We start from the raw sequence: 12,787 nt of genomic DNA, 5'->3' as shown, positions 1-12,787 counted from the left end.
TGCCGCAAGTACGGCAAAGATGATTCGGGCTCTTCCGCTTTTATCGGATTCTACTCGCGACCGGCAAGCAGCGGAAACAGAGGCCCCTTGAGGACGTCGCCCTTCTCCAGATTTAATCCGTTCGTGATCGGATGAGACGCGCCGCTGAACGTAATGTCGTCTGGCATGTAGATGATCGCCAGCGCCCGGCGCGGCCGATCGGTCTCGTTGGCATGGGCGTAGTGGAAGGTCAGGCCGTTATGGAACGTGCAGCTTCCCGCCTTCAGCGGCACGACGACGGGCTTGCGGTCGTCCAGCTGTCCGCCTTCGACGTAGTCGAAAATGTTTTGCGGATCCAGGAAATCGATGCCGTGCAGCTTGCCCAGCTTGTGCGACTTCGGAATGAAGGCCATGCAGCCGTTCCGCTCGTCGACGTCGTCCAGCGCGATCCAGATGGACATCATGCCCTGCTCCGCTTCGTTGATCGGCCAGTATGGCGTATCCTGGTGCCACGGCGTCGGCTTGGAGTCCTGCGGCATCTTCCAGAGGCCATGATCATGGAACAGCCGAATCCGATCGGCGCCCGTCAGCTGCAGAGCGGATTGGGCGAATCTCTCGTGGAAGCTGAATTTGCCCATCAGGGCATGATCTCTCCAGGTGTTGACCTTCTGATTCAGTACGCGGTAATACAGTCCTCCCTGCTTGTCTGTCTGCACGGAGCGGTCGCTTGGCATCTGCATGGCTTCCTCCAGGCAAGTTCTCAGCAGCTCCAGCTCTTCCCCCGTCAGCATATCGTCGACTTTGACAAATCCGTTTTCCCGGTAAAAATCAATATGGTCCTGCGTTATTGGCGTTGTCGTCATTCGTTGTTCCTCCTCGCGGTAGTATGCCTTCATCATACAATCGCCGGAGACAGACGGGGATGGAGAGACTTCCGCTTTTTTTGTAAAAAAGTCGAAACTAAGCTTTCCTTATAAAACGCAACTTGGGAAGTGATATACTTGTAAAAAACGGCATGGGTCGAAAGGAGGGAGCCGAGTTGGCTTTGTCTACGCGAGTCGATTACAAAACGATCTCGCCGTACGTCCGTTTCGTGCACGAGATCGTCATACCGGCGGGAGCGCTGAATTCGGAGCGGTTCATCTACGACCACGAATTTATTTATGTCGTGAAGGGAACGGGCACGCTTCGCATTGAAGACCGAATTCACCGGATGGAGCCCGGCGATCTGCTTTACATTCGTCCGCGCCGGACGAACGAGATGCAAGTCTCGGCGAATGAGCCGATGCATTGCTTCGCCGTGCATTTCGATTACGTGTTTCTCGGGGAAGCGGCTGAATTTTCGCCTTATGCGGTTTATTTGGGGAGGAAATCGGAGGAAACGCCGGATTCGAGCTGGCTTCATGCCCGGCCCGATGCGGAGCTGGTCGATATGGACATTCCGGAGCGGATCAAGCCGGCGCGGGTTCACGATTTTTTCGATGCGTTCAGGGAGCTGTGCCGCCATTTCGAGGAGACGCGATCCGACGCGCAGATTTGGCTGAAGGCGTCCATGCTCAAGCTGATCGGGCTGATCCACGGGGAATTGACGACGGAGGACGGGATTCGGATCAGCCACTCCCATGCGGACCTGATGCTCGACGCCATCCAGTATATGAAGGAAAGCTATGCGAAGCCGATCGATCTGAAGAAGCTGGCGGCAAGAGCGAACCTGTCCCCGAAATATTTCGGAACGCTGTTCAAACAAGCGGCCGGAGTTTCCGTCTCCCAATACTTGACGGGAATCCGGATCGGAGAGGCCAAGCGGCTGCTCAGGGAGAACCGCCATACGATCGAAGAAATCGCCGAGAAGGTCGGCATCGGAGATCTGTATTACTTCAGCAAGCTGTTTAAGAAAGCCGAAGGCCTGTCTCCGAAGCGCTATGCGGATTCCTTGCGCTGGCTCGCCTCCAAGTCCGAATAATGGCAGACGGAGACAAAGCCCGCCGTCCCGACTCGCGCGTCGAGACGGTTCCGGAACGGCGGGGAAGCTCGTTGTCGTCCGTTAGCACCAGCCGGCGCGCAAGATGATTACCAAGAGGACGAAGAGCACAAGTGCGAAAGCCGCGGCTCCCGCCACTCCGCCTTTAGGACCGCATACATCACCTGCAACAGGATATCCCATATCTATCACCACCTTGCGGTTTGATTATGACAGTTGTCACGTATGTAGCTTATGTAGGGAGAAGATTACGGTCCGTACATTTACCCATGTTGGCAAAAACAGGCTCCAGCACATGCGGGATGCTTCCGGCTGGGCGTTATGCCGCCCCTGCGGCGAAGGATTTCCTGCTTATGGCTGGCGTGCCGCCGATCCTCATCGCATATTTTGACCGGCCTCGGACACCTTATTAGGGCATTCAAATTGTCTAAGGAGGGGTTTAGGTTTGAACAAGATGGCGGCTAGTTTGGCTCTGGGTACGTGTATCGCGTTGGCGAGCGTAAGTCCCGCATTTGCGGAGCATACGACCGCGGGCACGGGCACAGCCGGAGACAGCAGAACGTTAAACGGCGCGTCGGTACCGGCGAGAACGTACTATCCGAATGCGGGCAGAACGGATAGCATGCCGCTGGATCGCACCACTGACGGAACTTATGGCGGTTATAATACGAATGGCACCTTCGGCATGAACGGCACGAACGGAACGTACGGCGCGTACGATACGAACCGAATGAACACTTATCGTCCGCTCAACAACAATACGAACAACACGACGAACGTGAGAGCCCGCGCGAACGACAACACGGTCAGAAGAATGGACACGACGCCGGCCAGAACGGGATTCAGCTGGGGATGGCTCGGTCTGCTCGGCCTGTTCGGATTGGCCGGCATGCGCAGCCGGAATCGCGAAGACGCCCGGTAACCGATACGAGGACTGTTGGACGATCCCCGCAGGCTGCCCGCAAGCCTGGCGGGGATCATTGTCATAGATCGGCCCATGACGCCGGTAATAAGGAGCGAAGGAAACATGAGGAGATTCGTTCTCTGTGCCGTGATCTGCGGATGCTTTGCATTTTTCCCGGCCGGAACGTTAACTGCGAAAGCGCCGGAATCCGTGCAGTCACCGGCTCTGCAGCGCCAGATCGCCGTCGTGATCGACGATTTCGGCAACGGGATGAAGGGCACGGAGCAGATGCTGAACTTGCCGATTCCTTTGACGGTCGCGGTCATGCCCTTCCTGCCGACGACGAAGAAGGATGCGGAAGCGGCCCACCGTCTCGGACACGACGTCATCGTGCACCTGCCGATGGAGCCGGTCAAGGGGCAGCGAAGCTGGCTCGGTCCCGGCGCGATTACGACGGACTTGACCGATGAAGAAATTCGCCGACGGGTAGAGGCGGCGATCGCGGACGTGCCGTATGCGGTCGGGATGAACAACCATATGGGGTCGAAGGCCACGGCCGACAAACGGGTCATGAGAATCGTCCTTCAAGTGTGCAAGGAAAAAGGACTGATTTTTCTCGACAGCCGGACTTCCTATCGAACCGTCGTTCCGGCGGTGGCGAAGGAGGTTGGGATTACGACTCTCCATAATGACGTATTCCTCGACGACGTCTATACGCGGCATCATGTAATGAAGCAGATTGCGGAAGTGAAGAAGCGGCTGGCTGCCAATGAAAGCTGCATCGTCATCGGTCATGTCGGACCGTCCGGCCTGTCGACTTCGGACGCGCTTCGAGCCGCCATACCCGAACTGAAGGGGAAGGCGGCATTTGTGCCGATCACCCGTCTTCTGCCGCTTCCCGAGCCTTTCGCCGCTCAAGGGCTGCACAATCGATAGGCGATAATCCCGTTGGCGATCGCTGCGGCAATGCGGTTCTGTCCGGGAATCGAGGTCAGCATCGCCCGATCCCCCGGGTCGCTCAGAAAGGCCGTCTCGACGATGACGCTCGGCACCTGAACGCGATTCAGCAAGTAATACTGGTTCGCCACCTGCGGCAGCCTGAATCTGTTTTGCTGGTTGTTCAGGCTGTCCTGGATGAATTTGGCCAGCATCGCGCTGCGACCTTCCGGCTGATGAATGACGAGAGGCCCTCTTTTCTTCCCTTTCGGCGACCAGTTCACATGAATGCTCACGAACAGATTCGCGCCGATCTCGTCGGACAGCCCCCGCCTCTGAGAGAGATCGCGCCGGTGGCGCGAGCGCGTCAGATGCCAGCGATTGTCGTCGCTAAGCGCGTAATCCCCGGTGCGGTTGAGGATAACCTTCAATCCTTTGGCGCGAAGAAGCAGGTACAGCTTCCTTGAGATGTCCAGGTTGATATCCTTCTCGAGAACGCCGTTCCAGTGGGTTCCGCCGTCGATGCCGCCGTGCCCGGCATCGATGAGCACGTCGGCGGTCGGAAGCGCTCGTTTGACGCTAGGCGGCTCGTAGGCTTCGGCCGCGGACGAGTTTGCGCCCGCGAGCCACAAGCTGCCGGCAATGATGAACAGACTAAGGCTTAATCGCAAATTTGTTCTCCTCCGTTTCTCATTGCGAAGCTCCGCTCTATAGCGTGACACAAATTGCCGTTGGCCATGCAAGACGGTTGGACGCTTTCCGAAACGGGCATGCTAGTAGCAAGGAGGCGAGGACGTATGGATGGATCAGAATATCTGAAGTACGTGACGGAGCGGGTCGTCAGCTATATGGACCGTCCGAAGGAAGAGAAGCCGGAGAAGCCGGCAGGGAAGATCAAGGAGCCTTGGCTGACCAAGTGGTTCGGCGTTGCGCCGATCGGACTTCGGATATGGTGGGGAAGCCGGGCGCTGAGAAAAAACAAAACGCGCCAGGAGGCGGCGCGTTCTGCGAATTCTTCCGCGAATTAGCGATAAAAAAGGCCGTCGGGCAGCAACAAATCAAGCGGGATGAAGCGCGTTCCCGCCATGTCCAGGGCGATGTCGACACGACCGCTCGACCAGCGCAGGTAGCCGATCACCGGAGCCGCATACAGCATCGCGTCCCCGAACGGCTCCGTTACATAACGCAGAGGCTTTCCTTCATCGAGACGCTTCTGCAGCTTTCGGGCGTCTTTCGCGGGGAAGGGCGCCTCTTTGACGAGCCATGGCAGCTTGTCGTAGGGATCGAACGTCTCGTTCAGCCGAAGCGTCTCCGGCGCGGAGGCTTCGGCGATTCCAGCGCCGGGACTGCTTTTCCCGAACAAGGAGCGCCATTGCGGACCGTTGACGGGAAGCTGCTCCGCCGTCTTGGCGTCCAGCCAATAAGTATGCCCCCCGACAGCTACTTCCCATGCGGCGGCGAACGGGTGGACGTAGTGCCTGACGGCGGTCAAGCGGCCAAGCTCCCCGTCCGAGGCGAGGCCGCTGTCGATCAGCGAGCGATGGAGCCGGTCGGCAGAGTAGAGAGAATAGGGGCCCGTTCCGTACTCGCCCAGCCGGAACGAGCCGTCGATGACGGCATGCACCACCATGTAGCCGATATCGCGCCCTTCCTTCGTAAACAGGACCAGCCAGCTATGCGTTCCGGGTCCGAGCGCCGAGATTTGAGAATCGGCGGTGAGCCAGTCGCGGAACGGCGTCTGCTCGGACAGAGACGTGACCCAGCTCTCGACCTGGCGCTCCAGCTTGGAGGGCGGCTCGTCCGACGGTCCTGCTGCGGTCTCCGCCGCCGATGGGGACAGAGCCGCGCTCGACCACACCAGTGCCGCAATGGCGACGGTGGCCGCCAGCCGTAGGCTTGTCCTTCTGCGGCTGGCGGCACGGCTTGTTCGATACATCATTTGATCACCTGCTGTTCATTGGAATCAGGTTGGGCGGCGCTTGTCGACTTCATTGTATCCGACCGGCGCCGCCGAAGGTGTTGGAACGTGTCAGCCTGCGCCGGTCAGGAGGGTTCTATTTTTGCCGATTGGCGGCGTTTCGTCGCTTAATCGATGCCCGGCAGGTGGAATATGCCGCAATTGAGAACGGAAACGCTAACGCGCGGTCTGTACTGCCAATCGATCTCGTCCTCCCGCTGCTTGAATCTGGCGGTCATCGCATCCTTCTGCTCCCGCTGGTCCGGATGGTTCATCTGCTCCAGCATCGGAACATAATATTGCCGAATTCGCTCCAGCTCGTCCTGCCTGCGCGCTTCGGCCTCTGCGGCCCAGGAGAAATCGGCGGCGCGGAGTCTTCGTTCGAGCGCCGACTCCAGCTGGACCATTCCTTTTTTTAAGGAGAGACCGTTCTTCAGCAGATGGACGTTGGCCGGAAGCTTGGGCGTCAGCCTCCGGTCCTTCAGCTTGTCCATGAACTTCTCATCGATCACGCCCGTTGCGAGCGATATGCCCCACGAGTACAATTCTTCGCGCTTCATGTCGCATTCGTAGCCGACTTTGAAGTTCGCGCCCAGCCATGCGGTATAAGGCTGCGACGCGAGCGGGCCGAGACGGCCGCGAGGGGGCTCCTCGAACAGCGTGACGCAGCGCCCGGACTGCTGGACGATGCCGAATAGCTGGTGAAGCCGCCGCGATCCGAAGTAGACGTCTTCCTGAATGACCCTTCCGGATTCGGTCATGACGTAGGATACCGGAGAGGCGTTCATCCGATCGGACATCGCCGGATTCTCGAACGACCACCGGTAGGTCATCGTCTCCGGAGGGGTTCCGGTTCGGTCGACGAAGCTCCAGTAATAAGGCCTGTTCGACAGCGCCCGGTCCGCGTCCGGGGACAGCTTGACCGTAACCCCGACAGGGGTTTTCTCGATAAAATGGCAGTTTTTCGACTCCAGATAGGAGACGACGAAGCGGTGAACCTGTTTCGAATTCATGTCGCGTTCTCCAATTGTCTCCGTTTTTTCGTCTCGAGCAGCGTGTCCCCGAGCCCGTCGATTTTTTTTCGCAGCTCTTCGCCGTCCTCCGTCTCCAGCACCAGCCGGGCGAGCCGGCGCTCCAGCGAGTCTTCCTGCTCGAACTGCTGAATAATCTCGTCCAGCTCTCCGATGACAAGCTCGAACATGTTAATCTTCTCGTGCAGAAGACGAACGATATGCTCCTCGATCGTTCCAAGCGTGCACAGATTAAAGATCTGCACATCCTCCGTCTGCCCGAGCCGGTGCACCCGCCCGATCCGCTGCTCGACTCGCATCGGGTTCCAGGGCAGGTCGAAGTTGATGACGTGATGGCAGAATTGCAGATTAATGCCCTCTCCGCCGGCTTCGGTGGCAACCATCACCTGCGCCCGCCTGCGGAACAGCTCCATCATCCAATCTTTCTTGCCCCGGTTCATTCCGCCGCGGTAAGGCACGGCGGCCAGATCGTGCTCCTTAAAGAACTTCAGCAAGTATTCCTGGGTCGCCCGGTATTCTGTAAAGATGATCGCCTTGTCGTTCAGGCTTCGGACGAGCTCCATCGCCTTCTCGGCTTTCGTATTCGATTTGATCCGCTTGATCAGCTCGACGAGCTCCCAGATTCGGGCGCGCAGCGGAGAATCCTCGGCCGTCTTCTTGAACAGATTGATCAGCGTGAGGAACACGGCGTCCCGGCTGGAGCAGACCTCGCGCTGAAGGGTGACGAGAGACAGCATGCTGGCCATATCCCCGCTCTCCGAGGCGGCGTGCCTGCGCACATATTCGGTCACTCCTTCGTAGAGCGCCATCTCTTCCGGAGACAGGCGGAGCGGAACGTTCGTCACGACCCGCTTCGTAAATTCGACGCCCCCGTCGCTGCGGCGATTGCGGATCATCACTTGGCCCAGCGCTTCCTGCAGCCTGGATTCGTTCTTGGGCACGCGCCGGTCGGCTACGAAGTTCGCGGCGAAGTCGCCTTCGCCGCCGAGCTGGCCGGGCTTCAGCAGGGTGATCAGGTTGTACAGCTCGGACAGGTCGTTCTGAACGGGCGTGGCGGTGAGCAGCAGACAGTATTTCTTGCGAAGCTCGTTCACGAATTGATAGTTGCCTGTCCGCTTGTTCTTCAGCTTGTGGGCTTCGTCCACGATAATCAGGTCGTATTCGCTGTCGAGCAGCGTCTCGCGGTGAGGGGGGCGCTTGGCCGTATCCATGGAGGCGACGACAATGTCGTTGTCCCAAGAATAAGCCTTGCGCTGGGCGACGGCCGGGATGTCGAATTTGCCGTTCAGCTCGCGCACCCACTGCAGCACGAGGGAGGCGGGCACAAGCACGAGCGCTTTTTTCACCAGTCCGCGAATCAGGTATTCCTTAAGAATCAAGCCGGCTTCGATCGTCTTGCCGAGGCCGACCTCGTCGGCGAGAATGGCGCGTCCTCTCATCTCGTGCAGCACGCGTCGGGCGGTGTCGATCTGGTGAGGCATCGGCTCGAAATGCGGCAGCAGCGACAGGCACCTCAGCGCGTGGAAGTCGGTGACGAGATTCGCCTCTTCGGCTTCCAGAGCGAGCTGGTACAGCGACCAGTCGTCCCAGGGACCGTTGCGTTCGACCCGCTGCTCCAAGTCCTCGAATGCGCCGCGGTCGACGTGCATCTCCACGAGCGGATGCAGCTTGCGGGGGGCGGCATCGGTTGGAATAGACATATTCATCTGCAGTCCTCCTAGGCGATCTCGCGGGTATCCACTTTCTAGTATGAGCAATCGGGCGCGATTCAAACCCGTTCGCTCCTTCGGGGCGAGGAGACTGCGCGGAGTCGTCCCGCTGCTGCGGCCCGCTGGCGCGGCGGCGATAGGCGATCGTTGAGAGATTCGCTGCCGTCCGCGGTCGGTCAAGTCGAGTCAGGGGAAGCCGGGGAATCAGGGCGCGTCGGGCATTGGCGTCAAGTTCAAATTTATGGTCTTTTCGTCTATAGAAATACTAGATGTAGGAGAGTATAATGGTGATTACGCACAATATATTGTACAATTTACATATGGTTAACGGTTGTCTCCATCTTAATTGCGCATGCGTTGTGCCTTATCTATTATGCTTGCCGGGAGAGTGATCGCAGTGACAACGATGCAGGGGAAACGCCTCGAAGGGCTGAGCGAGAAAATATTTCTGGACCGCTACGCCTGGAAAAATGCGAATACGAACGAGACCAAGGCAGGAGACGTCGTGCTCGTGCTGACGAAGGACGATCCGAAGTTCCCTACCAAGGACGTCGGGGAAGTCGTGGCGCGCGACGGGAAAAACGTGACCGTCAAGCTGAGGAACGGAGAGCTCGTGGAATCGACCGTCGAGAAGCTGACGCTGACGATCGAGAAAACGCCGGAGGAAATGTGGACAAGGCTCGCGAACGCGATGGCTTCGGTCGAGGAAACGCCGGAGAAGCAGAAGGACTGGGCGGAGAAGTTTCGCTGGCTGCTTGACGACTGGAAGCTCGTTCCCGGCGGACGGATCGCGGCCGGAGCGGGAGCGAGCGAGGAGCTGACGCTGTTCAACTGCTACGTCATTCCGTCTCCTCACGACAGCCGGGGCGGCATTATGCAGACGCTGTCGGAGATGACCGAGATTATGGCGCGCGGAGGCGGCGTCGGCATCAACTTGAGCTCGCTTCGGCCGCGGCGGTCGATCGTTAAGGGCGTGAACGGCTCCTCCAGCGGGGCAGTCTCCTGGGGCGGCCTGTTCAGCTACACGACCGGGTTGATCGAGCAGGGAGGAAGCCGCCGGGGGGCGCTGATGCTGATGATCAACGACTGGCATCCCGACGTGGAGGATTTCATCACCGTTAAGCAGACGATGGGGCAGGTGACCAACGCCAATCTCTCCGTCTGCGTCAGCAACGCGTTCATGAAGGCGGTCAAGGAGGACTCGGATTGGGAGCTGGTGTTCCCGGATTCGGCGGACCCCGAGTACGATGTGCTCTGGGACGGCGATCTGGAGAAGTGGAAGAAGCGCGGCAAGAGCGTCGTACATTACCGCACCGTACGGGCCCGCGACGTATGGAATACCATCATCGAGAGCGCCTGGAAGTCTGCGGAGCCCGGCGTCGTATTCATGGAATATTACAACCAGATGTCCAACAGCTGGTACTTTAATCCGATTATTTGTACGAATCCGTGCGGGGAACAAGGCTTGCCCGCATGGGGCGTCTGCAATCTGTCCGCCATCAATCTGTCGAAGTTTTACGATTCGGAGAAGCATGACGTCGCCTGGGACGAACTGTCCCGCGTCGTCCGGTACTCCACGCGCTTCCTGGACAACGTCATCGACAAGACGCCGTACCATTTTCCCGAGAATCAGAAAAACCAGCAGAACGAACGCCGCGTCGGACTCGGCACGATGGGGCTGGCCGAGCTGATGATCCGTCTGGAAGTCCGTTACGGAAGCCCGGAAAGTCTGGAGTTTCTGGATAAGCTGTACGGCTTTATCGCTCGCGAAGCTTACTTGGCGTCGACGGAGATCGCTGCGGAGAAGGGGTCGTTCCCGGCGTTCGAAGCGGACAAATTTCTGCAGAGCGGATTTATGAAAAATATGGTCGACACGTATCCGGAAGTCGGGGAAGCGGTGCTGAAGCGCGGCATGCGCAACGTTACGGTCATCACCCAGGCGCCGACCGGCTCCACCGGAACGATGGTCGGCACGTCCACCGGCATTGAGCCGTATTTCGCGTTCGAATTTTACCGTCAAAGCCGGCTGGGCTTCGACAAGCAGCTGGTTCCGATCGCTCAGGAGTGGCAGGATGCGCATCCGGGCGAGGAGCTGCCGGAGTGGTTCGTGACGGCGATGGATCTGTCCGCCAAGGACCATATCCGGGCGCAGGCCGCGATTCAGCGTTGGGTCGACAGCTCGATCTCCAAGACGGCCAACTGTCCGTCGGACTTTACCGTGGAAGAGACGGCCGAGCTGTACGAGCTCGCGTTCGAGCTGGGCTGCAAGGGCGTTACGATCTACCGCGACGGCAGCCGCGACGTGCAGGTGCTGCGCACCGCCAAGGACGAGAAGAAGAAAGAGGAGAAGCCGGAAGCGGCTCCGGCTGCGGCTGCGGAGGCCGAAGCGAATCCGGCGGCGACGCTGGATACCGCTCTTAACGCAAGCGTCACGCCGCAGCAAAGGCAGGCGTTCGACAAGCAGTACAAGAGCCGTCCGAAAATTCTTCGCGGCGCAACCTACAAATTCAATACGCCGTTCGGCATGGCCTACATTACGGTCAACGACATGGACGGCACGCCGGGGGAAATCTTCCTCAACGTCGGCAAGGCCGGCTCGGACGTATTCGCGATGGCGGAGGCGCTCGGCCGCGTCTGCTCGCTGTTCCTGCGTTACGGGGATCACGGCGACAAGATCCAGCTGCTCGTGAAGCATCTGAAGGGCATCGGAGGCTCCGGCGCCGTCGGCTTCGGTCCGAATCGCGTCGAATCGATCGCCGACGCCGTCGCCCAGGCGCTTGAGACGCACGCCGGTCTCTCGTCGGAGCACGAGCAGGCGGCCGCTTCTGAAGCGCTGTCCGCATCCGCCGGCTACGCCGCCGAGAAGCCGACAGCCGCATATACGTCGAAGGATCTGTGCCCTTCCTGCGGCTCGGCGTCGCTGCTGAACGTGGAAGGCTGCAAAACCTGCGGCAACTGCGGATACAGCAAGTGTTCGTAAGACGAAACGAGACGCGCTGGCGGGTGAAGCAGCCGCGTCGGGAAGCTTGCGTCTCGACACGGTCGAGCTGCTGCGGCACGCGAGACCGGAGCATATGGGACCTTTCGCTGCCTAAGCTCTTCCTCTGCTCGTAAGCAAGCCAAAACGCCTTCGGCGTCCTCTAGACGCAGAATCTCGTTTTTGTCACCACCTAGAAAGAAGGGACCCCTCCACATCGGACGGGTCCCTTCTTCTTTAGGTTAAGGCTTGGCGGTTCCGCTGATCTCTCGAAGCCTCCAGGTGTTTTTTCCCGAAAGGGATCATATACTCCTTCTGAATAGGAATCTGACTTGGAGGTGGGACGGATGGAGGGGCCGTTGTTCGAGCATCGGTTCTGGCTGCAAATTATGGGCGACCATGCTCGCATGATTTTGAACGTGCTGGCTCCGCGGGAGCAAGCGGACATTCGAAGCGCGGAGCAGTACGCGCAGACGTTCGATCGACTGCTGGAGGAGGCCCGCCGGCCCGATGCCGGCGCTATGCTGGCTTCGCTGAACGAGCAGGCGATGCAGGAGGTGACGAAGTTTCGGGCGTTTAAGCTCAGCCTGCTGGAGAGGCTGCTGCTTGGCAAGGTGAGGATCGGCTTTACGCCTTCTTTTCTCAATCATATGGTGAACGAGCTGGAGGAATATGTGCGCATACTGGACGCGCTGCTGAAGGGGAAGCCGGTGCCGGTCTTCCATCCGCTGCATCACGATCTGCTGTGGCTTCAGGACGCCATTGGCCATGCCGCAGGCCTTGGCGCGGATATGGATCTGGTCGAGAAGAATCGGATCAAGCAGAGCATGAAGTTCGAGAAGCAGTTCCAGGCGCTCTACCTCAAGGCGGTGGAGATGGCGGGGTATATGCGCACGCAGCTGACCGACTTTCCGGCCTTCCGCAAGTTCCACAGCGATATCGATCTGGAGATGCGCGTGTTCATGCACTTCCTGCAGGAGCTGGAGGAGATGCAGCTGACGGCCGAGATGCTGGACCGGATCAGCCCGTTAATTCCGGATCATATGTACCGGGAGGAATGCTATTATTTGACGAAGCTAGCCCAGAGCGGAATGGTGCCGCAGCCGTCCTGCGATCCCGCCCGCCCGAGAGTGGCCGATTGATCGCCCCGTCATTCGGGAGCTCGGCCGTAACGAAGGAGCTCCTCTGACGTTGCCGGAACGCCTTTCTCTGTCCGAAGGACGGCGAGGGGCGTTTTTGCTTGGTGATTCAGAAGTATAAAATACGCTATCCTGATCTGAATCCCCTCCGACATAAACGTTATCTCGCCGGTC

11 protein-coding genes are annotated in these 12,787 nt (G+C 59.0%); 6 read left to right on the top strand and 5 right to left on the bottom strand.

Annotated elements, in window-relative coordinates; genetic code table 11:
* Positions 1 to 50: 50 nt before the first annotated feature.
* Positions 51 to 842: a phytanoyl-CoA dioxygenase family protein gene (locus ACFO3S_RS00450; RefSeq protein ID WP_378091084.1), complete on the bottom strand. Its 792-nt coding sequence runs from the start codon at positions 840 to 842 to the stop codon at positions 51 to 53.
* 176 nt (positions 843 to 1,018) lie between these two features.
* On the opposite strand from ACFO3S_RS00450, the gene ACFO3S_RS00445 reads away from it, so the two are divergent.
* From ACFO3S_RS00445 to ACFO3S_RS00435, 3 genes are all read left to right on the top strand, one after another.
* The gene (locus ACFO3S_RS00445; protein WP_378091082.1) at positions 1,019 to 1,942 is read left to right on the top strand and encodes a helix-turn-helix domain-containing protein; all 924 of its coding nucleotides are present in this window, start codon (positions 1,019 to 1,021) and stop codon (positions 1,940 to 1,942) included.
* A gap of 472 nt (positions 1,943 to 2,414) precedes the next feature.
* Positions 2,415 to 2,882, top strand: a complete 468-nt coding sequence (locus ACFO3S_RS00440) for a WGxxGxxG family protein (protein ID WP_378092214.1) — start codon at positions 2,415 to 2,417, stop codon at positions 2,880 to 2,882.
* Positions 2,883 to 2,987: 105 nt separating this feature from the next.
* The gene (locus tag ACFO3S_RS00435; RefSeq protein WP_378091080.1) at positions 2,988 to 3,800 is read left to right on the top strand and encodes a divergent polysaccharide deacetylase family protein; all 813 of its coding nucleotides are present in this window, start codon (positions 2,988 to 2,990) and stop codon (positions 3,798 to 3,800) included.
* Here ACFO3S_RS00435 and ACFO3S_RS00430 read toward each other — a convergent pair.
* A complete protein-coding gene (locus ACFO3S_RS00430) occupies positions 3,779 to 4,471 on the bottom strand; it encodes an N-acetylmuramoyl-L-alanine amidase (protein WP_378091078.1) in 693 nt (230 codons plus the stop codon). The two genes, ACFO3S_RS00435 and ACFO3S_RS00430, sit on opposite strands and share 22 nt — an antisense overlap.
* 126 nt (positions 4,472 to 4,597) lie before the next feature.
* On the opposite strand from ACFO3S_RS00430, the gene ACFO3S_RS00425 reads away from it, so the two are divergent.
* A complete protein-coding gene (locus ACFO3S_RS00425; RefSeq protein WP_378091075.1) occupies positions 4,598 to 4,828 on the top strand; it encodes a YqzE family protein in 231 nt (76 codons plus the stop codon).
* Here ACFO3S_RS00425 and ACFO3S_RS00420 read toward each other — a convergent pair.
* The 3 genes from ACFO3S_RS00420 to ACFO3S_RS00410 all read right to left on the bottom strand — a co-directional run bounded on the left by ACFO3S_RS00420 (position 4,825) and on the right by ACFO3S_RS00410 (position 8,494).
* Entirely contained in the window at positions 4,825 to 5,739 is a 915-nt protein-coding gene (locus ACFO3S_RS00420; protein WP_378091073.1) for a hypothetical protein, read from the bottom strand. The two genes, ACFO3S_RS00425 and ACFO3S_RS00420, sit on opposite strands and share 4 nt — an antisense overlap.
* 146 nt (positions 5,740 to 5,885) lie before the next feature.
* On the bottom strand, positions 5,886 to 6,770 hold the full coding sequence (locus ACFO3S_RS00415; protein ID WP_378091069.1) for a YqhG family protein: 885 nt from the start codon (positions 6,768 to 6,770) through the stop codon (positions 5,886 to 5,888).
* Positions 6,767 to 8,494, bottom strand: coding sequence for a DEAD/DEAH box helicase (locus ACFO3S_RS00410; protein WP_378091067.1), 1,728 nt, complete (start codon positions 8,492 to 8,494; stop codon positions 6,767 to 6,769). Before ACFO3S_RS00410 ends, ACFO3S_RS00415 begins: the two co-directional genes overlap by 4 nt.
* A gap of 409 nt (positions 8,495 to 8,903) precedes the next feature.
* Between ACFO3S_RS00410 and ACFO3S_RS00405 the strand changes: the two genes are divergently transcribed.
* A complete protein-coding gene (locus ACFO3S_RS00405) occupies positions 8,904 to 11,477 on the top strand; it encodes an adenosylcobalamin-dependent ribonucleoside-diphosphate reductase (RefSeq protein ID WP_378092211.1) in 2,574 nt (857 codons plus the stop codon).
* A gap of 344 nt (positions 11,478 to 11,821) precedes the next feature.
* On the top strand, positions 11,822 to 12,616 hold the full coding sequence (locus ACFO3S_RS00400) for a DUF2935 domain-containing protein (RefSeq protein ID WP_378091065.1): 795 nt from the start codon (positions 11,822 to 11,824) through the stop codon (positions 12,614 to 12,616).
* Positions 12,617 to 12,787: the final 171 nt, after the last annotated feature.

The sequence above is a fragment of the Cohnella hongkongensis genome (assembly GCF_042654645.1).
GTDB classification, from domain to species: domain Bacteria; phylum Bacillota; class Bacilli; order Paenibacillales; family Paenibacillaceae; genus Cohnella; species Cohnella hongkongensis.
This window is presented reverse-complemented; position numbering and strand designations above follow the sequence as displayed.

What these genes read in the sequence shown, in the direction of transcription:
- ACFO3S_RS00415 (WP_378091069.1), bottom strand. Translation starts at nt 6,770, where the DNA reads ATGAATTCGAAACAGGTTCACCGCTTCGTCGTCTCCTATCTGGAGTCG.
- ACFO3S_RS00450 (WP_378091084.1), bottom strand. Translation starts at nt 842, where the DNA reads ATGACGACAACGCCAATAACGCAGGACCATATTGATTTTTACCGGGAA.
- ACFO3S_RS00420 (WP_378091073.1), bottom strand. Translation starts at nt 5,739, where the DNA reads ATGATGTATCGAACAAGCCGTGCCGCCAGCCGCAGAAGGACAAGCCTA.
- ACFO3S_RS00410 (WP_378091067.1), bottom strand. Translation starts at nt 8,494, where the DNA reads ATGAATATGTCTATTCCAACCGATGCCGCCCCCCGCAAGCTGCATCCG.
- ACFO3S_RS00435 (WP_378091080.1), top strand. Translation starts at nt 2,988, where the DNA reads ATGAGGAGATTCGTTCTCTGTGCCGTGATCTGCGGATGCTTTGCATTT.
- ACFO3S_RS00400 (WP_378091065.1), top strand. Translation starts at nt 11,822, where the DNA reads ATGGAGGGGCCGTTGTTCGAGCATCGGTTCTGGCTGCAAATTATGGGC.
- ACFO3S_RS00405 (WP_378092211.1), top strand. Translation starts at nt 8,904, where the DNA reads ATGCAGGGGAAACGCCTCGAAGGGCTGAGCGAGAAAATATTTCTGGAC.
- ACFO3S_RS00440 (WP_378092214.1), top strand. Translation starts at nt 2,415, where the DNA reads ATGGCGGCTAGTTTGGCTCTGGGTACGTGTATCGCGTTGGCGAGCGTA.
- ACFO3S_RS00425 (WP_378091075.1), top strand. Translation starts at nt 4,598, where the DNA reads ATGGATGGATCAGAATATCTGAAGTACGTGACGGAGCGGGTCGTCAGC.